Raw genomic sequence first — 22,342 nt, 5'->3', positions numbered from 1 at the left:
AGACACCAACTCTAGGACGCTGGAGATAATCCGGATCGCGCCCGAAGTTCTTTCTCCATAAGCGGTTGTTATATGTTGCTCCGAGAGATCGAGGTGTTCCGTTCCGTGATGTCCGTGGGCTCCGCGAGCAAGGCGGCGGCGCTGCTGGGCGTGACGCAGCCGGCCATCAGCCAGTCGCTGCGCAGGCTGGAGGAAGCCGCGGGCTTTCCCCTGTTCCGCCGGCTGCGCGGCCGCCTGCACCCCACGCCCGAAGCGCAGGCGCTGCTGGCCGAGGTCGAGCGCGTCTTCGTGGGCTTGAGCAGCATCGAGCACCGCATGCGCAGCCTCAAGCGCTTCGGCGTCAACACGCTGCGCATGGCGGTGTACCCGGCCTTCGGCCTGAGCTTCGTGCCGCGGGTGCTGTCGCGGCTGGTGGCCGAGCGCGGCGACGCCGATGCCCGCCCGCAGATTTCGCTGCAGGTGCTCAGCTCGCGGGAGGTGCACGAGGCCGTGCTGGGGCGCCAGGTCGACTTCGGGCTGATGGCCGACGAGATGCCGACGACCGGCCTGGAGCACTCCGAATTCGCGCGCTTTCCGGGCGTGGTGGTGATGCATGCCAAACACCGGCTGGCCCGCGCCAGGACCATCCAGCCGCATCAGCTCGCCGAAGAGCCCTTCCTCGCGCTCAACCCGGAAGATGCGTCCCGGCGCCGCTTGGAGCGGGCCCTGGCGGACTGCAACGTGGCGTTGAGCGTGCTGGTCGAGACCCCTTACGCGGCCAGCGTGTGCGAGATGGCCCTGAGCGGCATGGGCATCGGCGTCGTCAACCCGGTCACCGCGCTGGAGTACGCGCAGCGCGGCCTGGCCGTGCGCCCGCTGTCGCTGGAGGTGTCCTTCGCGGGCATGCTGGTGCTGCCGCCGGGACAGCCGCTGTCCGGCCTGGCGGTGCGCGTGCTCCAGCTCATGCGCATGCAGCTGGCCGAAGACCAGAAGGCCCTGGCGGGCCTTCTCAAGCCTCGCGCCAGGTAGCGCCGCGCAGGCGCAAGGCATTGGTGATCACCGACGCCGAGCTCAGGCTCATCGCCAGCGCCGCGATCATCGGCGACAGCAGCCAGCCCGTGAACGGGAACAGCACGCCCGCGGCCAGCGGCACGCCCAGCGCGTTGTAGAGGAAGGCGAAGCCCAGGTTCTGCTTCATGTTGGCGATGGTCTGCTCGGAGATCACGCGCGCCTGCGCAATGCCGCGCAGGTCGCCCTTGACCAGCGTCACCTGGGCGCTGTTCATCGCGACATCGGTGCCGGTGCCCATCGCCACGCCGACGTCGGCCTTGGCGAGCGCAGGCGCGTCGTTGATGCCGTCGCCCGCCATCGCGACGATGCGGCCTTCGCGCTGCAGCCTGTCGACCAGCGCGAGCTTGTCGGCCGGCTTCACTTCGCCGTGCACCTCGTCGATGCCCAGCTTCGCGGCGACGGCCCGGGCGGTGGTCAGCCCGTCGCCGGTGGCCATGATGACGCGCAGGCCCGAGGCCTTGAGCGCGGCCAGCGCCTCCAGCGTGGTCGGCTTGATCGGGTCCGACACCGCGAGCAGGCCGGCCGCCTGGCCGTCCACCGCCAGGAACATGACGCTCGCGCCCTCGGCCCGCAGGGCCTCGGCCTGCGGCTTGAGGTCGTCGACCCGCACGCGCAGCTGTTCCATGAGCGCCGTGTTGCCGAGCGCCAGCTTCCTGCCGGCCACGCCACCGCTCACGCCGATGCCGCTGCTGGATTCGAAACCCTCGGGCGTGTCCAGCGCCAGCTGGCGCTCGCGCGCCGCCCGCACGATGGCGTCGGCCAGCGGGTGCTCGCTGCCCTGGTCCAGGCTGGCCGCCAGGCGCAGCACCTCGTCGGCCGTGAAGCCCGGCGCAGGCACCGCGCGCTCGAACTGCGGCCGGCCTTCCGTCAGGGTGCCGGTCTTGTCGACGATGAGCGCGTCGACCTTGCGGAAGTTCTCGATCGCCGCGGCATCGCGGAACAGCACGCCCTGCGTGGCCGCCTTGCCGGTGGCGACCATGATCGACATCGGCGTCGCAAGACCGAGCGCGCAGGGGCAGGCAATGATGAGCACCGCCACGGCATTGATGAGGCCGTAGACCCAGCTGGGCTGCGGCCCGAAGAACCCCCAGGCGAAGAAGGTCAGCACCGCGATGGCGATCACCGTCATCACGAAGTAGCCGGCGACCTGGTCGGCCATCCGCTGCATCGGTGCGCGCGAGCGCTGGGCCTGCGCGACCATCTGCACGATGCTCGCGAGCACGGTCTGCGAGCCGACCTTTTCCGATTGCATGACGAGGGCGCCGTTGGTGTTGAGCGTCGCGCCGATGAGCTTGTCGCCCACGCGCTTGGTCACGGGCAGCGGCTCGCCGGTGAGCATCGACTCGTCGACCGCGCTGCCGCCTTCGATCACCACGCCGTCCACCGGCACCTTCTCTCCGGGGCGCACGCGCAGCTTGTCGCCGACATGCACGTGGCCGATGGGCACGTCTTCCTCGGTGCCGTCGGCGCCGATCCGGCGCGCCGTCTTGGGCGCGAGCCCCAGCAGCGACTTGATGGCCGCGGAAGTTTGCGAGCGCGCCTTGAGCTCGAGGATCTGGCCCAGCAAGGTGAGCGAAATGATCACCGCCGCCGCTTCGAAGTAGACCGACACGCGCCCCATCGACACGAACGACGCGGGGAACACGCCCGGCGCCACCGTGGCCACGACGCTGTAGACAAAGGCGGCGGCCGTGCCCAGGCCGATCAGGGTCCACATGTTCGGGCTGCGGTTCGCCACCGACTGCACCGCGCGCACAAAGAACGGCCAGCCGGCCCACAGCACGATCGGCACGCTGAGCACGAGCTCGATCCAGCTTTGCGTGCCCATCTCGAACCACTGCAGGCGGTGGCCGGCCATGGCGAGCACGGTGACGACAACGCTGAGCGGCAGCGTCCAGAAGAAGCGCCGCTTGAAGTCTTTCAGCTCGGGGTCTTCACCCTCGTCGAGGGTCGGCATCTCGGGCTCCAGCGTCATGCCGCACTTGGGGCAGTTGCCGGGATGGTCCTGCCGGATCTCCGGGTGCATGGGGCAGGTGTAGACCGTGCCTTGCGCGGCGGGCTGCGCAGGGCCCGCGGGCGCATGCCCGTGCGATGCGTGGTGATCGTGGTGGCCGTGATGACCGTGGGGGTGTCCTGCGTGCCTGGTGGACGTGTCGTTCATTCGCGTTCTCCGACAGGAAAGGGGGAAGCCCTTGAGGGGGAAGCGATCAGTGTCCAGGTTGACACGATGTGAAGGTCAAGCCCTGTCGCGCGATACCCTGGAAGAAAAAGCGCCGGCATGGCGGCCGGCGCGTGAAAGACGCGTGCGCATGACGCTCACTTGCCGGCCTTGCCCACCAGCACCGCGCCCTTCATTCCGGCGTCGTAGTGGCCCGGCTGCAGGCAGCCGAAGTCGACCTTGCCGGCCTGGGTGAACTGCCAGACGATCTCGCCGGTCTTGCCCGCAGCCAGCGTGACCATGTTCGGATCGGCGTGCTCCATCTCGGGGTTCTTCTTCATGGCCTCGTAGTGCGCCAGCAGCGCCTTCTCGGTCCCGAGCACGAGCTCGTGCTTCAGGACGCCGGAGTTCTTGACGACGAAGCGCACCGTCTCGCCCTGCTTGACCTTGATGTCCGCCGGCGTGAAGCGCATCGAGTCCGTCATGTCGACCTGGACCGTGCGCGTCACCTTGGCGGCCACGCCGGGCTTGCCGACGGCGGCTTCGGCATCGTGGCCGTGGCCACCGGCATGGGTGCCCGAGGCAAAGGCGCCGGCAGCGGCCAGTGCGGCTCCTGCAGCGAAAACGGTGGTGCGGAAGGTGTGTGTCATGGTGTCCTTGGAGGTTGCCGGGATGCCGCGACTCTAGGAAGCCAAGCCCGTCCACCACCGATCACCCGGATTACAAAAAAGCAATCTGCGCGCGCGACCTCCGTGCATCGGCGACATGGGCACGGCCTTATTTTGCCCGGGCAAAATATCTCAAAACTTCCCGGCCGAAGGCACCCGGCCACCCGGTGTTTCCCCGGAAAAGCACGGCGGTGCCAAACGGCGGCAAGGGCGCCGCCCTTGAAAGGTCATCGAATGCCCTTATGATTAGCACTCGCTGCTGACGAGTGCTAACAGCCCTCCCATCCAGTCGACAGGTCGCCGGTTTCTCCGGCGCCCGACCACAAACAAACCCGTTTCTTACCCTTCCAGGAGATGCAATGAAACTTCGTCCTTTGGCCGATCGCGTGATCGTCAAGCGTGTTGACAGCGAAACCAAGACCGCCTCCGGCATCGTCATCCCCGACGCAGCCGCCGAAAAGCCCGATCAGGGTGAAGTCCTGGCCGTGGGCCCGGGCAAGCGCAACGACAAGGGCGAACTGGCCGCACTGACCGTCAAGGTCGGCGACCGCGTCCTGTTCGGCAAGTACAGCGGCCAGACCGTCAAGGTCGATGGCGACGAACTGCTCGTGATGAAGGAAGACGACCTGTTCGCAGTCGTCGAGAAGTAATTCTTCTCCTCCTTTCGATCCCATCCAAATTCAATCCATTCGGAGTTAATTCATCATGGCAGCAAAAGACGTAGTCTTCGGCGGAGAAGCCCGCGCACGCATGGTCGAGGGTGTCAACATCCTGGCCAACGCAGTCAAAGTGACCCTGGGCCCCAAGGGCCGCAACGTGGTGCTCGAGCGTTCGTTCGGCGCCCCCACCGTGACCAAGGACGGTGTGTCCGTGGCCAAGGAAATCGAACTCAAGGACAAGCTGCAGAACATGGGCGCCCAGCTCGTGAAGGAAGTGGCCTCCAAGACCAGCGACAACGCTGGTGACGGCACCACGACCGCCACGGTCCTGGCACAAGCCATCGTTCGCGAAGGTTTCAAGCTGGTGGCTGCCGGCATGAACCCGATGGACCTGAAGCGCGGCATCGACAAGGCTGTCACGGCCCTGGTCGCCGAGCTGAAGAAGGCTTCCAAGCCCACCACCACCTCCAAGGAAATCGCGCAAGTCGGCTCCATCTCGGCCAACAGCGACGAAACCATCGGCAAGCTCATCGCTGACGCGATGGACAAGGTCGGCAAGGAAGGCGTGATCACCGTGGAAGACGGCAAGTCGCTGGACAGCGAACTCGACGTCGTCGAAGGCATGCAGTTCGACCGCGGCTACCTGTCGCCCTACTTCATCAACAACCCCGAGAAGCAATCGGCGCTGCTCGACAACCCCTTCGTGCTGCTGTTCGACAAGAAGATCAGCAACATCCGTGACCTGCTGCCGGTGCTGGAGCAAGTCGCCAAGGCTGGCCGCCCGCTGCTGATCATTGCCGAAGAAGTCGAAGGCGAAGCCCTGGCTACGCTGGTCGTGAACACGATCCGCGGCATCCTGAAGGTCGTGGCTGTGAAGGCGCCTGGCTTCGGCGACCGCCGCAAGGCCATGCTGGAAGACATCGCCATCCTGACGGGCGGCAAGGTCATCGCTGAAGAAGTGGGCCTGACGCTCGAAAAGGTGACGCTGGCCGACCTGGGCCAAGCCAAGCGCATCGAAGTGGGCAAGGAAAACACGATCATCATCGACGGCGCTGGCGCTGCCGGTGACATCGAAGCCCGCGTGAAGCAAGTTCGCGTTCAGATCGAAGAAGCGACCAGCGACTACGACCGTGAAAAGCTGCAAGAGCGCGTGGCCAAGCTGGCCGGCGGCGTGGCAGTGATCAAGGTTGGCGCTGCCACCGAAGTCGAAATGAAGGAAAAGAAGGCTCGCGTCGAAGACGCCCTGCACGCCACCCGCGCTGCAGTGGAAGAAGGCGTTGTGGCTGGCGGCGGCGTGGCACTGCTGCGTGCCAAGCAAGCCGTGGGCGAGTCGGTCAAGGGCGACAACGCTGACCAGGAAGCCGGCATCAAGCTGGTGCTGAAGGCCATCGAAGCGCCCCTGCGCGAAATCGTGAACAACGCCGGCGGCGAAGCCTCGGTGGTGGTGAACGCTGTGCTGGCCGGCAAGGGCAACTACGGCTTCAACGCTGCGAACGACACGTACGGCGACATGCTCGAGCTGGGCATCCTGGACCCGACGAAGGTCACCCGCACCGCACTGCAGAACGCCGCTTCGGTGTCCTCGCTGCTGCTGACGACCGAAGCCATGGTTGCTGACGCACCCAAGGACGAGTCCGGCGCTGGCGGCGGCGGCATGCCCGACATGGGCGGAATGGGCGGCATGGGCGGCATGGGCATGTAATTTCGCTCGCCCCCAGGCTGCGCGGCACTTCGTGTCCGCTACGCCAACCCCCTACCGGGGGCAACACCTGCGGCCCGGCCAAGCCGGTTCCGCGGTGTTTCGCGAAATAGAAAAAAGCCCCGCTTCGGCGGGGCTTTTTTCATGGGGCGATCAGATGCGCTCGCTTATCGAAACTGGTCGCGCAGCGCCATGTACAGCACCTGGAATCGCGCATGCCGCGTCCTGTGCCCATCGGCCCCTTCGGTTGAAGGCTCCAGCGTCTGCTTCACCGGCGGCAGCGTGCACACCTCTGCCACAGCACCTCCATCGGCCAGCCACGCCAGCCGCGCCGCACCGAGCGCCCCGCCCGTTTCGCTGCCCGCGTACAGCGTGAGCGACACCTGGAAGATGTCGGCCAGCAACTGCCCCCACCACACACTGCGCGCACCGCCCCCCACCAGCGCGACTTCGCGCAGCGGCATGCCGGCCGGCAGGCGCAGCGTGTCGAAGCCATCGCGCAGCCCGAAGCTCACGCCCTCGACCACGGCGTAGGCAATCTCCGCGGGGCCATGCGCATGCGTGAGGCCGAACAGCACCCCTTGCGCATTCGGGTTGTTGTGCGGCGAACGCTCGCCCGACAGGTACGGCAGGAACAGCGGGCAACGCCCCCGGTCCGCCAGCGCGACCGAGGCTGCGGCTTCGAGCAACGCCGCCTCGTCCGCGAACTTGAAGGTCTTCGCCGCCCAGCTCACCGCGCTCGCGGCCGAGAGCATCACTGACATCTGGTGCCAGCGCCTGGGCAGCGCGTGGCAGAAGGCGTGCATCGCCTGCGCGGGGTTCGGCAAAAAGCGGTCGGTCGAGACGAACACCACGCCCGAGGTGCCGAGCGAGACAAAGCCCTGCCCCGGTTCCACGAGCCCCATGCCGACCGCGCTGGCGGCGTTGTCGCCCGCGCCGCCGGCGATCTTCACGCCCTCGCGCAGCCCCCAGCGCGTCGCCAGTTCGGGCTCGAGCAGCGCGGAGACTTCGCTGCCCTCGACCAGCCGCGGCATGTGAGCGCGCGTGAGCCCCGTGGCGGCGAGCAGTTCGTCGGACCAGTCGCGCGCGCCCACGTCGAGCCACAGCGTGCCGGCCGCGTCGGACATCTCGCTGACCGCCTCGCCGCTGAGCATGAAGCGCAGCCAGTCCTTGGGCAGCAGCACGCGCGCCACGCGGGCGAAGACCTCGGGCTCGTGCTCGCGCACCCACAGCAGCTTGGGCGCGGTGAAGCCGGGCATCGCGAGGTTGCCGGCGATCTCGCCCAGGCGCGGCACGGCACGCGTGAGCGCCTCGCACTGCGCACCGCTGCGGCCGTCGTTCCAGAGGATGGCCGGACGCAGCACCTCGCCTTTCGCGTCGAGCAGCGTGGCGCCGTGCATCTGGCCCGACAGGCCGATGGCGCGCACCTGCGCCAGCGCCTTCGCATGCGTGGTGCGCAACTCGGCCATGACCGCCTCGAGCCCCTGCCACCATTGGGCGGGCGCCTGCTCGGACCACAGCGGGTGCGGCCGGTCGACCGTGAGCGGCGCGCGTGCCACGCCGACGATGCGGTGATCGTCCGCGAGCAGCAATGCCTTGAGCTCGGACGTGCCGAGGTCGAGTCCCAGATACAAGATGGTCTCCCTGATGGCGCCTTCGGAGCGGGCGCGTTCGCCTTGAAAGAAATCAGCCGAAGCGCGTGTCGGCCTGGCGCCTGAACTCGCTCGGCGTCATGCCCTTGATTTCGAGAAAGCGCCGGTTGAAGTTGGCCACGTTGTTGAAGCCCACCTGGTAGCAGATGTCGGTCACGTAGTGGTCGGTCTGCATCAGCAGGTGGCAGGCGCTGTTGATGCGCACGCGGTTCACGAAGTCGGTGAAGCTGTTGCCCGTCGAGCGGCGGAAGAAGCGGCTGAAGCGGCTCTCGCTCATGCCCAGCTCGGCGGCGACGTCCGACATCGAGATCGAGTCGGTCATGTTGTTGGTGATGCGGTTCACGATGTCGTTGATCTGGTCGACCTGCGCATCGCCGTCGCTGCCCTGCACGCCCTGCATCTGCACGCTCGACAGCAGCCGGTAGTCGGTGCACTGCGCCAGGTCGGCCATGAACTCGCAGAACAGGCCCAGGCGGCGCACGCCACGCGCGGCCTTGATGGCGTCCCAGTGCGCCAGCGCCTGTTCCGACATGCCGAAGAACTCGATGCCGTGGCGCGCGCGGTCGAGCAGCGGCATCACGTCGCGCAGCTCGGGAATCTCGGCGGCCGCGCGCTCGATGGGCTCGTGGCGGAACTGGATCACGCGGTCGCGCCCGGCGGCGCCTTCTTCGGGCACGTCCAGCGAGATCCAGTTGTGCGGCAGGCGCGGCCCGCACAGCACGAGGTGGCCGGGCTGGAACGGCCCGATCCAGTCGCCGATGAAGGCCTTGCCCGAGGTCTCGGTGATCAGGTGCAGCTCGTAGTCTTCATGGAAGTGCCATCGCACCAGCGGGCTCGGAAAGCCGTGCGCGAGGCAGCGCACCAAGCCGGTTTCTTCCGGGGCCTCGTAGCCCAGCGACGGGGAGCGTGCGAAATCGCGCTCCAGCTCGGGTTGGCGTTGGCGAGGGATCGCGCGTTTGCGGGTGGTCGTGGTCATGGCGGCACGGATCGATCAGGGCCGGGAAGCGACGGCCTCGTTGTCTTCCTGCGAAAGCGCCGTGCGAACGGCTTCCAGCGTCGGTGGATCGGCGCCCTCGCGGGTGCAGTTCAGGGCCGCGGCGGTGGCGGCAAAGCGCATCACGGCGCGCCAGGCGTCGTCGCCGAGCTCGGCCAGTTGCGCCGGATGCTCGACGCCGTGCGCCAGCAGCGCCACCGACAGCCCGGCGGTGAAGGTGTCGCCCGCGCCGATGGTGTCGACCACCTCGACGCGCGGCGCGGCCACGGTGAGCGGCGCGCTGCCGGTGCGCCACAGCGTGGCGCCGGCACCGCCGCGCGTGACGACCACGGCGCGCGCGCCGGCCGTGAGGCATTCGGCCGCGAGCACATCGACCGGCCGCCCGGGGGCGAGCAGCGCGGCGTCTTCGTCGCTGAGCTTGACCAGGTCGGCCATGGCGAACCACGCGCTGACGCGGGCGCGGTAGGCGGCCATGTCCGGGATCAGGCTGGGCCGCACGTTGGGATCGAACACGATCACGCAGCGCCCCGTGTGGGCGGCCACGAGGTCGGCGATGCGCGACGACGCCGGCTCCTGCAGCAGCGAGATCGAGCCGAAGTGCAGGAAGCGGCATTCCGCCGGCAGCTGCGGCAGCGGCTCGGGCGCCCAGGTGGCGTCGGCGCTGCCGCGTGTGTAGAAGGCGTAGCGGTTGGTCTGCGGCGTGCGCTCGACGAACGCCAGCGTCGACGGTGCGTCGCTGCGCAGGATGAGCCGGGTGTCGACGCCGTTGCGTTCCAGAAAAGCCATCAGCCGCTCGCCGAACAGGTCGGTCGACAGCTGCGTGAGAAAGCCGGTCGGCTGCCCGAGCCGTGCGCAGGCCACGGCCGTGTTCAGCGGCGAGCCGCCTTCATGGCCGAGGAACGCCAGGGTGCCACCTTCGCCGGCGGTGAAATCGATCAGGGCCTCGCCCGTGAGTGCAATGCGCATGGTGCTTGGATTTTCTTCTTCTGTCAGGGCAAGGCGCGGGCGTCGGCCAGGAAACCCGCTTCGGCAGCCAGGGTGGCGGGATGGTCGAGCAGCTCGGCAAAGAGGCGCGGCGGGATGGTGATGGCGCCCACGCCCAGCCCCAGCAGCGACAGGTAGGCCGCGCGCGAACGGATGCTCGCCACCAGCAGCCGCGTGCCCGGCGAAGGCCGTTGCGCCACCAGCGACTGCATCTGCGCGATGAGCGCCAGCCCGTCGATGCCGGCGTCTTCGAGCCGGCCGAGGTAGGGCGCCGCATAGGCCGCGCCCAGCTGCGCGGCGAAGTGCGCCTGCTCGGGCGCGTACACGGCGGTCCACGTCACAGGCACGCCCTGGGCGATGAGCCGCGCCCCCGCGTCCAGGCCCTGGCGCGTGGCGGGAATCTTGATGACGAGCTGGCCGGGGTCGAACTGCGGCAGCAGGACGGCCGCGTCTTCCAGCATGCCGTCGACCTCGCTCGAATACACCTGGGCCTGCACCTGGCGCGCGCCCAGGTCGATGCAGCGTTTCAGCAGACCGGGCACATCGGCGCGCCCGACGCCGGCGCGTTGCAGCAGCGTCGGGTTGGTCGTCACGCCGTGCACCACCGGGTGCGGCAGGCAGGCCTGCAGCTCGGCCAGGTCGGCGCTGTCGAGGTACAGGTGGAAGTCGTCGTTCATGCGAAAGGAAGGTGGGTTCAGCTCATGACATTGCCGCCGTCGACATTGAGGGTCTGCGCCGTGATGTAGCGCGCCTCGTCGCTGGCGAGAAACACCGCCGCCCCGGCAATGTCGCCCGGCACGCCCATGCGCCCGAGCGGCACGGCGAGGCCGACGCGCCGCTTCTTCTCTCCCGGCGCCAGCCCTTCGGCCTTGGCGAACAGGCTGTCGACATGGTCCCACATCGGCGTGTCGACCACACCGGGGGCGATGCCGTTGACGCGGATGCCGTGCGGCGCCATGGCCAGCGCGGCGCTCTGCGTGTAGCTGATGACGGCCGCCTTGGTCGCGCAGTAGTGCGACACCAGCGCCTCGCCGCGGCGCCCGGCCTGCGAGGCCATGTTGATGACCGACGCGCCCGGCGTGCCGGCCTCGACCATGTGGCGCAGCACCGCCTGCATCACGAAGAACATGCCCTTCACGTTGACCGCGAAGAGCTTGTCGAACGAGGCCTCGTCGCTGTCGAGCAGCGGCGCGAGGTCGAACACGGCGGCGTTGTTGAACAGCGTGTGGACGGGACCGAAGGCGACCTGCGCCTCGGCCAGCATGTGCGCGATGGCCTGCGTGTCGGTCACGTCGGCCGCGATGTAGGCGAGCGCGTCGGGGTGGGCTTGCTGCAGCGCGCGCACGGCCTCGGGCGCGGCGGTCGCGCGGTCGATCACGCTGCAGCGTGCGCCCTCGGCGATGCAGGCCTCGGCCACGGCCAGGCCGATGCCGCCACCCGCGCCGGTCAGCAGCACATGGCGCTCCTGCAGGCGGCCGCTCATGAGGCTTCCTTGTCGCCGATGAAGCGCGCCACGCGCTCGCCGGCACGGCGCACCGCATCGACCAGCCGCGCATCGCCCGCGAGGCCGCCCCACAGCCCGGCATCGGCGCACAGCGCCGCCACGGGGTCGGCCGCGTCGCAGATGGCGTGAGCCACGCCCTCGTCCATGCTCTGGTCCTGGTAGGCATAGGGCAGCGCGCCCCGGTGCCAGCGCTGCAGGAACGCGAGGAACAGCGCGGGCAGCATCGCCACGCTGTCGATGCCCTGCCCGGCCGCCAGCCGCTCGCGCACGGTCGGCGCGATGAAGCCCGGGATCTTCGAGAAGCCGTCGGCCGCCACGCGCTGGTTGGTGTCGCGGATCGCGGGGTTGCCGAAGCGGTCGAGCACCACGTCGCGGTAGGCCGCGAGGTCGATCGGGCTCGGGCTCAGGCACGGAATGACGTCGTCGGTCACGTAGTCGAAGGCCATCTGGCGGATGGCCGCGTCGTGCGTGCCTTCGTGGATGAAGCCCAGCCCGGCCAGCGTGCCGGCCCAGGCGATGCAGCTGTGCGTGGCGTTGAGGATGCGGATCTTGGCCTCTTCATACGGCTGCACCGAGTCGACCAGCTCGACGCCCACGCGCCCCCAGTCGGGCCGGCCGGCGATGAAGTCGTCTTCGACCACCCACTGGATGAAGCTCTCGCCCGTGACCGCCGCGCCGTCGTCGCGGCCCGTGGCGGCGCGCACGCGCGCGCGCAACTCGGGCGGCGGACGCGGCGTGATGCGGTCGACCATCGCGTTCGGGCAGCGCGTGTTGGCATCGACCCAGGCCTGCAGCGGTGCGTCGCCGACGAGCGCGATGAACTCGAGCAGGCCTGCGCGAAAGCGGTCGCCGTTGTGGCGCAGGTTGTCGCAGTTCAGCAGCGTCACGGGGCCCGCCTGCGCGGCATGCCGTGCCCGCAGGATCGCGCAGACCGCGCCGTAGATCGTCTCGCCGGCCTCACCGCGCCGTGCGCGTTCGATGTCAGCCGCGAGGTCGGTGAACGACAGGTCGAGCTTGCCCTTGGTGTCGAGGTAGTAGCCGGCCTCGGTCACGGTGAAGGAGACGATGCGCGTGGACGGCGCGGCGCCGCGTGCGATCACCGGGGCCAGCGAGGGCTCGTACGGCAGCACCTCGCGGATCGCTTCGATCTGCTCGTAGCGGTACTCGCCGGCCGGCGACACCGTCTCGAGCGTGTAGCGCCCGCCCTGGGCTTGCAGCGCCGCGACGACCTCGGCCATGTCGGGCCGGATGTTGGCGCCCGACAGCGACCAGCGGGTGTCGCCCGCATCGATCAGCCGCTGCAGGTAGACGGCCTGGTGGGCGCGGTGGAACGAGCCGAGGCCGAGGTGAAGCACCGTGAATTCCGAGGGTGCCGGTGGGGTGGGCACGAGGCCCGCTGCTGCGAGGGTCACGGGGAAGGTCCGTTGAAAGTGAGGGTCGTCGGATCAGGCGGCGACAGCGCGGCCTTCGCGGCTGAACAGGTGCAGCACGGACGGGTCGAGCTCGACCGCCACGTCGTCGCCGGCCTGCAGCGGCGTGCGTTCGTTCTGGCGCGCGATGAGCGGCACGCCACCCACGTCCACGTGGATCAGCGTGTCGGCGCCCAGCGCCTCGATGAGCTCGACGCGGCCCGGCACGCCGGCGGCCGCGCCCTGCTTCGGATGCACGCGCAGGCCCTCGGGGCGCACGCCCAGGAAGCCGTCGCTCGGCAGGCGCCCGCCGGTGGCGGCGGAAAAGCTCGGGATCGCGCTCGCCGCCACCATGTTCATCGACGGCATGCCGATGAACTGCGCGACGAACTGGTTGGCCGGGCGGTCGTAGAGTTCGAGCGGCGTGCCGACCTGTTCGATGAGCCCGTCTTTCAGCACCACCACGCGGTCGGCCAGCGTCATGGCCTCGACCTGGTCGTGCGTCACGTAGATGGTGGTCGCACCCAGCGCGCGGTGCAGCTTGTGGATCTCGACGCGCGTGTTGCCGCGCAGCGCCGCATCGAGGTTCGACAGCGGCTCGTCGAACAGGAACACTTTCGGCGCGCGCACGATCGCGCGCCCAATGGCCACGCGCTGGCGCTGGCCGCCCGACAAATCTTTCGGCGTGCGGTCCAGGTACTGCGTGAGGTTGAGTGTCTTGGCCGCGTACTCGACCTTCGTCTTGATCTCGTCCTTGGCCACGCCCGCGAGCTTCAGCGCGAAGGACATGTTGTCGTACACGCTCATGTGCGGGTACAGCGCGTAGCTCTGGAACACCATTGCCAGGTCGCGCTTGCCCGAGGGCGCCCAGGTGATGTCCTTGCTGTCGAGCAGCAGGTTGCCGCTGGTGATCGGTTCGAGCCCTGCGATCAGGCGCAGCAGCGTCGACTTGCCACAGCCCGAAGGCCCGACGAAGACGATGAACTCGCCCTTCTGGATCTGCAGGTCGACGCCCTTGATGATGTGGACGTCGCCAAAGCTCTTCTTGATGTTCTTGAGTTCGAGGTAGGCCATGAGATGTCTCCCTTTTCTTTACTTGACGGCGCCGAAGGTCAGGCCTTGCACCAGTTGCTTCTGGCTGAACCAGCCGAACACGACGATGGGCGCGATGGCCATCAGCGAGGCGGCCGACAACTTGGCCCAGAACAGGCCCTCGGGGCTGGAGTACGAGGCGATGAGCGTGGCCAGCGTGCCGGCCTTGGCGGAGGTGAGGTTGAGGGCCCAGAAGGCCTCGTTCCAGCTCAGCACCAGGCACAGCAGGCCGGTCGATGCGAGCCCGCCGACCGACAGCGGCATCACGACGTGGCGGAACTCGGTCCACAGGCTCGCGCCGTCCATGCGCGCGGCCTCGAGGATCTCGTTCGGAATGTCCTTGTAGGCGCTGTAGAGCATCCACACCATGATCGGCAGGTTCGACAGCGTGAACACGATGGTCAGCGCGGTGAGCGAGTCCAGCATGCCGGCGGTCTGCGCGAGCACGTAGATCGGCACCAGCGCACCCACGGCCGGCATCATCTTGGTGGAGAGCATCCACATGAGGATGTCGCGCGTCTTCTTCGTGCGAAAGAACGCCATCGAGTACGCGGCCGGCGCCGCGATCAAGAGGCCCAGGATGGTCGATCCCAGGCTGGTGATGAGCGAATTGCGCGCATACAGCAGGTAGTCGCTGCGGCGCTGCACTTCGCCGAAGTTGTCGAGCGTGGGCTCGAAGATGAACAGCGGCGGCACGTGAATGGCCTGCAGCTCCGTCTTGAAGGCCGTGAGGAACAGCCAGCCGAGCGGGAAGAACAGGAGCAGTGCCACGGCCCACGCACCGACGGTGCGCAGCAGCTGGGGAAGGAAGTTGCTGGGTTGCATGGTCGTTCCTTCAGTCCAGGTTCTTGCCGATGATGCGGATGAGGAACACCGCGACGATGTTCGCGAGCACCACCGCGAACAGCGCACCGGCCGACGCCACGCCCACGTCGAAGTTCATGAGCGACTGCTTGAAGATCATGTAGGTCATGTTCGTGCTCTCGTTGCCCGGACCACCGTTGGTGGTGATGGCGATCTCGGCGAACACGCTGAGCAGGAAGATCATCTCGATCATGATCACCACGGCCATCGGGCGGCCCAGGTGCGGAATGGTGAGATAGAAGAAGCGCTGAAATGAACTGGCGCCGTCCATGCGCGCCGCTTCCATCTGCTCGCGGTCCAGCGACTGCAGCGAAGTGATGAAGATCAGGCACGCGAAGGGCAGCCACTGCCACGCCACCATGATGATCACGGAGAACAGCGGCACGTCGGTGAGCCAGTCGACCGGCTGCGCGCCGAAGAAGCGCCACACGTCGGCCAGGATGCCGTAGATGGGGTTCATCATCATGTGCTTCCACAGCAGCGCATTCACTGCGGGCATGACGAAGAAAGGCGAGATCAGCAGCACGCGCACGATGCCGCGGCCCGGGAAGGGTTCGTTCACCAGGAGCGCGAGCAGCACGCCGAACACCACCGTGATGACGATGACGCTGCCGATGAGCAGCAGCGTGTTCCACGTGGCGGGCCAGAAGTCGGGGTCGGTGACGAAGTAGTGAAAGTTCTCGATGCCCGCGAACGTGCGTTCGCCGGGCTGCATGAGGTTGTAGTTCACGAACGAGAAGTACAACGTCATCAGCAGCGGCACGATCATCCACAGGAAGAGCGTGAGCACGGCGGGCGCCATGAGGGCGCGGGGCAGGAGTCTTTTCATGGTCTGTTCCTCTCAGGCTGCGGCCCTCTCCCCGCGGGGAGAGGGGAAGAAGCGCGGCTTACTTGTAGTAGCCCGCTTTCTTCATCTCGCGCTCGGCTGCGAGCTGCGAGGTCTTCAGCGCCTGGTCGACCGTGACCTTGCCCGACAGTGCCGCGCTCATCTGCTGGCCCACCGCCACGCCGATGGCCTGGAACTCGGGAATGGCCGCGTACTGCACGCCGACGTACGGCGACTTGGGCAAGGTGCTGTCGCTGAGGTTGGCGCTGTCGATGGCCTTCTTCTCGGCGGCGGCGAACTTGGCGACCTTCTGGAACTCGGGGTTCGCGTAGGTCGACTTGCGCGTGCCGGTGGGCACCGTGCCCCAGCCGTGCTCCTTGGCGACGAGGTTGACGTACTCCTTGGAGGTCGCCCACTTCACGAAGGTCTGCGCGGCGGCGCCCTTGGTCGAGCTGGCGGGAATGGCCAGGTTCCAGGTCCACAGCCAGTTGGCGCCCTTGGGGGTCACGGCGACGGGTGCTTGCGCGAAAGCCACCTTGTCGGCCACCTTCGACTGCTTGGGGTCGCTGATGAACGAGGCCGCGATGGTCGCATCGACCCACATGCCGCACTTGCCTTCGTTGAAGAGCGCCAGGTTCTCGTTGAAGCTGTTGGCCGAGGCGCCCGGCGGGCCGTAGGCCTTCATCAGGTCGACGTAGAAGCCGATCGCGTCCTTCCAGGGCTTGGTGTCGATCTGCGGCTTCCATTGCATGTCGAACCACTGGCCGCCGTTGGTGTTGACCAGCGTGGTCAGGAAGGCCATGTTGTCGCCCCAGCCCGGCTTGCCGCGCAGGCACATGGCGTACAGGCCGCCCTTGGGGTCATGGATCTTGCCGGCCAGCTCCTTCACCTGTGCCCAGGTGGGCTGCTCGGGCATCTTGAAGCCGACCTTGTCGGCCAGGTCCTTGCGGTACATGAGCATCGAGCTCTCGCCGTAGAAGGGCGCGGCGTACAGCTTGCCTTCGTGCGACAGGCCGGCGCGGATGGCGGGCAGCAGGTCGTCGGCGTCGTAGGCGGCATCGGTGGCGATGGGCTGCAGCCAGCCCTTCTTCGACCAGATCGGCGCTTCGTACAGACCGATGGTCATCACGTCGAACTGGCCGCCCTTGGTGGCGATGTCGGTGGTCACGCGCTGGCGCAGCGTGCCTTCCTCGAGCGTGACCCACTTGAGCTTGATGTCGGGGTTCGCCTTTTCGAAGAAGGGCGTGAGCTTCTGCATCTCGATCATGTGGCCGTTGTTGACGGTCGCGATCACGAGTTCGGTGGCGGCGTGGGACACAAGGCCCGTGCCGATGAGTGCGAGGGCGAGGCCCGCTTTCAGAAAGCGCTTCATGGTGTCTCCTTGGGTGAGCGACGCCTCGGTATCGTGGTCGCCGTGCCCGGATTCTGGAGAAACGCGCTTGCGATTTTGGTATTTCGAGCGGCCCAACCAGTACTCTCTTGCACCAGTTGGCTAGTGAAATCCCTAGTTAACGCAATTCAGGATGGAAAAACGTCCGACTGAAGTTCTCGCCCGTCACGCGAGCCCACCCAGCAGCTGGCGCCGGAACTGCGCCGCCGCCGGCGACAGCGCACGGTCCTCGCGGGTGATGAGGCAGATCGGCGGCACGCGCACCGGCAGCTCGACCGGCACGGTGCGCAGCACGCCCAGCCGGCCGTAATGGTTGGCCTGCGAGGCCGGCATGACGGCGGCCATGTCGGAGTTCTCCAGCAGCGCCGTGATCGCGATGGGCGATGCCGTTTCGATGATGTCCAGCCGCGCCTGGATGCCCGCCTCGCGCATCGCGGCCTCGAAGCGCCCGCGCTGCGGCGAGCCCGGCGGCTGCAGCACCCACGACCAGCTCGCCATCTCGGCGAGCGTGACCGTGGCCGCGCGCTCGAACACCGGGTGCGCGGCGCGCACCACGACCACCTGCGACTCGCCCAGCAGCGGCACGCTCGCGTACTTGGCCTCGTCGTGGCCGTCGGTGAGGCGGCCCAGCACGAGGTCGACGTCGCCCTGCTCCAGCTGCGCCTGCATCAGGTCGCTGGTCTCGACCACCACCGACACGGCCACCTGCGGATGGCGCAGGTGGTACGCCACCAGCGCCGGCGCCAGCAGCTCGGGCACCGCGCCTGGCACGCTGCCCACGCGCAGCGCGCCGCTCAGGCCGGAACGCAGCGCGAGCATTTCCTCGCGCGCGGTGCCGAAGTCGCTGAGCACGCGGTGGGCGTAGCGGATCAGGATCTCGCCGTAGGGCGTGGGGGCCATGCCGCGCGCCAGGCGCTCGAAGAGCTGTTCGCCCAGCGACTCCTCCAGCTGCTGCAGCAGCTTGGTGGCCGCGGGCTGGCTGATGTTCATGGCCTCGGCCGCGCGGCCGAGGTGGCGGTGTGCGTCGAGCCGGGCCAGCAAAAGCAGCTGGCGCGGCCTCACATGCAGCATCAGCGAGGCGTCGGTAAGGCCGGGTTTCATGCACAAAAGTATATGGAGCTTCGGCCTTTTTCGATTGGATCGCGCGACCGAAGCTCCGTAGGCTCGGGCCCACAACAAGCAGGAGACGACGCGATGACCCTCTTTCCCCTGGCCCGCGGTGCCGGCCTGGCGGCGCTGCTGGCGCTGGCCGCCTGCCTGAATGCGGGCGCGCAGCCGGCCTACCCCGACAAGCCGCTGCGCATCCTGGTCGGCGCCTCGCCCGGCGGCGGCACCGACATCCTTGCGCGTGTGCTGGCCGACAAGTTCGCGCCCGTGCTGAAGCAGTCTGTGACGGTGGAGAACCGCCCCGGCGCATCGAACACCATCGCCGGCGAACTCACGGCCCGCGCGCCGGCCGACGGCGCCACGCTGCTGCTGGCCACCAACACGGCGCAGGCCGTGGCGCCGCACATCCTCAAGCTCAAGTACGACCCGCTGAAAGACCTGCAACCCATCGGCCTCGTGGCCGTGATGCCCAACGTGCTGGTGGTGTCGGCCAGCTCGCCCTACAGGTCGGTGAAGGACCTGCTGGCCGCGATGGCCGCGAAGCCCGGCGGCTTCAAGTACGCATCGTCGGGCATCGGCAGCACGCAGCACGTGGGCGGCGAAGCCTTCAACCTGGCCACGGGCATGAGCTCGATCCACGTGCCCTACAAGGGCAGCTCGCAGGCGCACATCGACATCATCTCGGGCGAGGTCGAGATGATGTTCGACAGCACCTCCTCGGCCATGGGCCAGATCCGCGCCGGCAAGTTCCGCGCGCTGGCCGTGAGCGCGCCGCAGCGCTCGCCCGAGTTGCCCGACGTGCCCACGCTGGCCGAGCAGGGCGTCAAGGGCGCCGACGTATCGACCTGGTACGGCCTGTACGTGACGGCCGGCACGCCGCGCCCCGCGGTCGAGTGGCTGAGCGCCGAACTCACGCGCACGATGGGCCTGGCGGACGTGCAGTCGCGCATCAAGGCCCTGGGCGGCGAGCCCGGCACGCTGACCGGCGAACCCTTCGCGGCGATGAACCGGCAGGAGTTCGACCACTACGGCCGGCTCGTGCGCGACGCGCGCATCAAGGCCGAGTGAGGCCGACCTTCCCCTTCCTTTTTTCTCAGACATCGACCATGCCCATCCCCTCCTCCTCCCCGCGCGTGACCTCCGCCAAACCCCGCATCGCCGTGCTGCTGGGCGACCCCAGCGGCGTCGGCCCCGAGATGGCCGTGAAGCTGCTCGCACGCCAGCGCAACCTCGACGCCGCGCGCGTGCTGCTGATCGCCGACCCCGTCGTGCTGGCCGCGGGCGAGCGCGTGGCGGGCGCGAAGCTGGCGCCGCTGCAGGTGAACGCCCTGGACGATCTGCGCTTCGAAGACGGCCGGCCGAGCCTCCTCGTGCGCGACTGGATGGCGGGCGAGGAACCGGTGCTCGGCGAATCGAACGAGCGCTCGGGCCGGGCTTCGTTCGAAGCGCTGGAGCTGGCCACGCAGGCCGTGCGCAACGGCCAGGCCGACGCGATCCTCTTCGCGCCGCTCAACAAGCATTCGCTGCGCCTGGGCGGCCTCGTGCACGAGGACGAACTGCGCTACATGCAGGAGCGCTTCGCGGTCACGGGCTTCGTCTGCGAGTTCAACCTCACCGGGTCGCTGTGGACCTCGCGCGTGACCTCGCACATTCCGCTGAAAGACGTGGCGCGGCACATCACGGTGGAGGGCGTGCGCGACGCCGTGAAGATCATCGCGTCGGCGCTGCGCCGCGCCGGCGTGACACACCCGCGCATCGCCGTGACCGGGCTCAATCCGCACGCGGGCGACGGCGGCTCGATCGGCATGGAAGAGATCGAGATCATCGCGCCCGCCATCGAACAGCTGCGCACCGAAGGCCACGACGCGCGCGGCCCGTTCTCGCCGGACACCGTGTTCATCGGCGCGCGGCGCGGCGACGTCGATGCGGTGGTGTCGATGTACCACGACCAGGGCCAGATCGCGATGAAGCTCATGGGCTTCGAACAAGGCGTGACCTTGCATGGCGGCCTCCCCGTGCCCGTGGCCACCTCGGCCAGCGGCAGCGCCTTCGACATCGCCGGCCAGGGCATGGCGCAGATCGAAGGGCTGCAGCAGGCCTTCGACCTGTGCGTGCGGATGGCAAGCGGTGCGCCAGCGCCTGCATCCGTGGAGGCGGCGGTGGCCTAAGCCGCTTGCTAACGCCCAAAAGAAAAGGGCCGCGTGTGCGGCCCTTGGCAGAAAGATCAGGCGCTCGGCGGTTCGCCGTAAGCATTGCTCTCCGGCTGCGACGGCTGAACAAAGAAGTAGATCAGCACCAGATTGATCAGCGGGATGATCGACAGCAGCAGGAACCAGCCGCTCTTGCCGATGTCGTGCAGGCGGCGCACGCCCACCGCGAGGGCGGGCAGAAGCAGGGCCAGCGCTGCAATGAAGTACACGTACTCATGGATCAGGCCCGTCACGACGAGCACGCCGAACTGGGCCAGAAAAAACCACCAGAACTCGGAACGCGACGCACGACCCGTGAAATCGGTGTACTTGGCGATGCACGTCTTGACCGCTGTTTGAAAGTCCATTGACTCGCTCCTCTTGATGAATCCCAGGGAAATTTCCCCGGGGCCATCATATCGGCGCACTGTGCAACGACAAACTCGGCCAAACCGGCCAGCGCGCTGCAAACCAATGGCCTAAAGGCCTAGTGGATAGAGCCTTTGGCCAAGGCTTGCGAGGCTTACAGTGACGTGCGCCGTCAGGTGCTCAGCCGCTGCAGCAGGCCGGCCGTGGAGGCATCGAGCCCCGAGACATCGCCCGAGGCCAGGCGCGGTTCGATGTCGCGCGCCAGCACCTTGCCGAGTTCCACGCCCCACTGGTCGAAGCTGTTGATGCCCCACAGCGCGCCGCTGGTGAACACGCGGTGCTCGTACATCGCGAGGAAGGCGCCCAGTGCTTCGGGCGTGAGCTTCTCGAACACGAAGAAGGTGCTCGGCCGGTTGCCCGGGAAGTTCTTGTGGCCGCCTTCGTCGAGCTTGCCGACCATCAGCGCCTGCGCCTGCGCAAGCGCATTGGCCAGCAGCTTGGGGTGGTGGCCGTCGAGGTCGTGCGAGGCGTCACGCACCGCCATGAACTCGAGCGGGATCACGTCGGTGCCCTGGTGCAGCATCTGGAAGTAGGCGTGCTGTCCGTTAGTGCCGGGCTCGCCCCAGAGCACGGGCGAGGTGCCGAAGGCCAGCGGCGCGCCGCTCGCATCGACCTGCTTGCCGTTGCTCTCCATCTCGAGCTGCTGCAGGTAGGCCGGCACGCGCTTCAGGGCGCTGTGGTACGGCGCGATGCTGCGGCTCGTGAAGCGGTGGAAGTTGCGGTACCAGACGTCGAGCAGGCCCAGGCGCACGGGCAGGTTCTGCTCGAGCGGCGCGGTGCGGAAGTGCTCGTCCATCGCATGCGCGCCCGCCAGCAGCCGGCGAAAGCCGTCGGCGCCGATGGCCAGCGCGATCGGCAGGCCGATGGCCGACCACAGCGAATAGCGGCCGCCCACCCAGTCCCAGAAGCCGAAGGTGGTGTCGATGCCGAACTGCTTCGCGGCCTCGACGTTGGTGGTGAGCGCGGCGAAATGGCCGGCGATGTCGGTGCCGCCCGACTGTTCGTACCAGCGCTTGGCCGAGAGCGCGTTCGTCATCGTCTCGGCCGTGGTGAAGGTCTTGGAGGCGACCAGGAACAGCGTGTGCTCGGGCGCCAGGCCCTTGAGCACGCCCGCCAGCTCGTGGCCGTCGACGTTCGAGACAAAGTGGAAGCGCTTGCCCGGCGCCACGAACTCCGCGAGCGCCAGCACGGCCATCTGTGGGCCGAGGTCGGAGCCGCCGATGCCGATGTTGACCACGTCGGTGATCGTGTGGTCGCCGCGCACCTTCTCGGCGTAGGCCAGCATGGCGTCGAGCGTGGCGTGCACCTCGCGCAACTCGCGGGCCGTCTGGCGGCCGGTGGCCGCATCGGCCGGCGCGCGCAGCAGCGTATGCAGCACGGCGCGGTCTTCGGTGTTGTTGATGTGCGCGCCCGCGAACATGGCGTCGCGGTGGGCTTCGAGGCCGCATTCGCGCGCCAGCGTGAACAGCAGCGCCTCGGTGCGCGCGTCGATCAGGTTCTTCGACAGGTCGGCGAAAACGTGCGGCGCCTCCTGGCTGAAGCGCGCGAAGCGCCCGGCGTCCTCCACGAAGGCATGGCGAAGATCGAACTGGCGACCGGCCGTGTCGAAGCTGGACTGCAGTTGCGCCCAGGCCGGCGCGCGGTCACAGCGCAGGGTCATGGTCATGT

20 protein-coding genes are annotated in these 22,342 nt (G+C 68.1%); 5 read left to right on the top strand and 15 right to left on the bottom strand.

The window, feature by feature from the left end; genetic code table 11:
- The first annotated feature begins 72 nt into the window (after positions 1-72).
- Positions 73-1,008 carry a LysR substrate-binding domain-containing protein gene (locus tag AC1RL8_RS22115; protein ID WP_492686197.1) on the top strand — a complete coding sequence of 312 codons (936 nt, stop codon included), beginning with the start codon at positions 73-75 and terminating at the stop codon, positions 1,006-1,008.
- On the opposite strand, the gene AC1RL8_RS22110 is transcribed toward AC1RL8_RS22115, so the two are convergent.
- Complete coding sequence (locus AC1RL8_RS22110) at positions 989-3,211, bottom strand: copper-transporting P-type ATPase (RefSeq protein ID WP_492686198.1); 2,223 nt, start codon at positions 3,209-3,211, stop codon at positions 989-991. The genes AC1RL8_RS22115 and AC1RL8_RS22110 overlap by 20 nt on opposite strands.
- Positions 3,212-3,366: 155 nt before the next feature.
- Complete coding sequence (locus AC1RL8_RS22105) at positions 3,367-3,858, bottom strand: cupredoxin domain-containing protein (RefSeq protein WP_492686199.1); 492 nt, start codon at positions 3,856-3,858, stop codon at positions 3,367-3,369.
- Positions 3,859-4,235: 377 nt separating this feature from the next.
- Between AC1RL8_RS22105 and AC1RL8_RS22100 the strand changes: the two genes are divergently transcribed.
- Complete coding sequence (locus tag AC1RL8_RS22100; protein ID WP_056572926.1) at positions 4,236-4,526, top strand: co-chaperone GroES; 291 nt, start codon at positions 4,236-4,238, stop codon at positions 4,524-4,526.
- A gap of 55 nt (positions 4,527-4,581) precedes the next feature.
- Positions 4,582-6,237, top strand: a complete 1,656-nt coding sequence (gene groL, locus AC1RL8_RS22095) for a chaperonin GroEL (RefSeq protein WP_042579049.1) — start codon at positions 4,582-4,584, stop codon at positions 6,235-6,237.
- Between the two features lie 164 nt (positions 6,238-6,401).
- Here the strand turns inward: groL and xylB are convergent, their stop codons facing one another.
- The 11 genes from xylB to AC1RL8_RS22040 form a co-directional block, all read right to left on the bottom strand.
- Entirely contained in the window at positions 6,402-7,868 is a 1,467-nt protein-coding gene (xylB, locus tag AC1RL8_RS22090) for a xylulokinase (RefSeq protein ID WP_492686200.1), read from the bottom strand.
- A 52-nt stretch (positions 7,869-7,920) separates the two neighbouring features.
- Positions 7,921-8,862 (bottom strand): AraC family transcriptional regulator, encoded by a 942-nt coding sequence (locus tag AC1RL8_RS22085; protein WP_070059980.1) that lies wholly within the window; start codon positions 8,860-8,862, stop codon positions 7,921-7,923.
- Positions 8,863-8,877: 15 nt separating this feature from the next.
- Complete coding sequence (locus AC1RL8_RS22080) at positions 8,878-9,846, bottom strand: carbohydrate kinase family protein (protein WP_492686201.1); 969 nt, start codon at positions 9,844-9,846, stop codon at positions 8,878-8,880.
- 23 nt (positions 9,847-9,869) lie between these two features.
- A complete protein-coding gene (locus AC1RL8_RS22075) occupies positions 9,870-10,541 on the bottom strand; it encodes a transaldolase family protein (protein ID WP_492686202.1) in 672 nt (223 codons plus the stop codon).
- A 17-nt stretch (positions 10,542-10,558) separates the two neighbouring features.
- Positions 10,559-11,347 carry an L-iditol 2-dehydrogenase gene (locus tag AC1RL8_RS22070; RefSeq protein ID WP_159273983.1) on the bottom strand — a complete coding sequence of 263 codons (789 nt, stop codon included), beginning with the start codon at positions 11,345-11,347 and terminating at the stop codon, positions 10,559-10,561.
- Positions 11,344-12,723 carry a D-arabinitol 4-dehydrogenase gene (dalD, locus tag AC1RL8_RS22065; RefSeq protein ID WP_492686399.1) on the bottom strand — a complete coding sequence of 460 codons (1,380 nt, stop codon included), beginning with the start codon at positions 12,721-12,723 and terminating at the stop codon, positions 11,344-11,346. Before dalD ends, AC1RL8_RS22070 begins: the two co-directional genes overlap by 4 nt.
- 90 nt (positions 12,724-12,813) lie before the next feature.
- Entirely contained in the window at positions 12,814-13,851 is a 1,038-nt protein-coding gene (locus AC1RL8_RS22060; protein ID WP_492686203.1) for an ABC transporter ATP-binding protein, read from the bottom strand.
- A gap of 18 nt (positions 13,852-13,869) precedes the next feature.
- Positions 13,870-14,694, bottom strand: coding sequence for a carbohydrate ABC transporter permease (locus AC1RL8_RS22055; RefSeq protein WP_013539656.1), 825 nt, complete (start codon positions 14,692-14,694; stop codon positions 13,870-13,872).
- A 10-nt stretch (positions 14,695-14,704) separates the two neighbouring features.
- On the bottom strand, positions 14,705-15,562 hold the full coding sequence (locus AC1RL8_RS22050; protein ID WP_070059984.1) for a carbohydrate ABC transporter permease: 858 nt from the start codon (positions 15,560-15,562) through the stop codon (positions 14,705-14,707).
- A 58-nt stretch (positions 15,563-15,620) separates the two neighbouring features.
- Complete coding sequence (locus tag AC1RL8_RS22045; protein ID WP_492686204.1) at positions 15,621-16,931, bottom strand: ABC transporter substrate-binding protein; 1,311 nt, start codon at positions 16,929-16,931, stop codon at positions 15,621-15,623.
- Between the two features lie 183 nt (positions 16,932-17,114).
- A complete protein-coding gene (locus AC1RL8_RS22040; RefSeq protein ID WP_492686205.1) occupies positions 17,115-18,050 on the bottom strand; it encodes a LysR family transcriptional regulator in 936 nt (311 codons plus the stop codon).
- A 93-nt stretch (positions 18,051-18,143) separates the two neighbouring features.
- Between AC1RL8_RS22040 and AC1RL8_RS22035 the strand changes: the two genes are divergently transcribed.
- Positions 18,144-19,124, top strand: coding sequence for a Bug family tripartite tricarboxylate transporter substrate binding protein (locus AC1RL8_RS22035; protein ID WP_492686206.1), 981 nt, complete (start codon positions 18,144-18,146; stop codon positions 19,122-19,124).
- Positions 19,125-19,162: 38 nt separating this feature from the next.
- Entirely contained in the window at positions 19,163-20,224 is a 1,062-nt protein-coding gene (locus AC1RL8_RS22030) for a 4-hydroxythreonine-4-phosphate dehydrogenase PdxA (protein ID WP_492686207.1), read from the top strand.
- Positions 20,225-20,280: 56 nt separating this feature from the next.
- On the opposite strand, the gene AC1RL8_RS22025 is transcribed toward AC1RL8_RS22030, so the two are convergent.
- On the bottom strand, positions 20,281-20,613 hold the full coding sequence (locus AC1RL8_RS22025) for a DUF805 domain-containing protein (RefSeq protein ID WP_062472662.1): 333 nt from the start codon (positions 20,611-20,613) through the stop codon (positions 20,281-20,283).
- Between the two features lie 173 nt (positions 20,614-20,786).
- Entirely contained in the window at positions 20,787-22,340 is a 1,554-nt protein-coding gene (gene pgi, locus AC1RL8_RS22020) for a glucose-6-phosphate isomerase (protein WP_492686208.1), read from the bottom strand.
- Positions 22,341-22,342 lie beyond the last annotated feature (2 nt).

This window comes from Variovorax sp. GW822-FHT04E09 (genome assembly GCF_058800845.1).
Note: the sequence above shows the minus strand (reverse complement) of the source record. Positions and strands in the feature narration are given on the sequence as shown.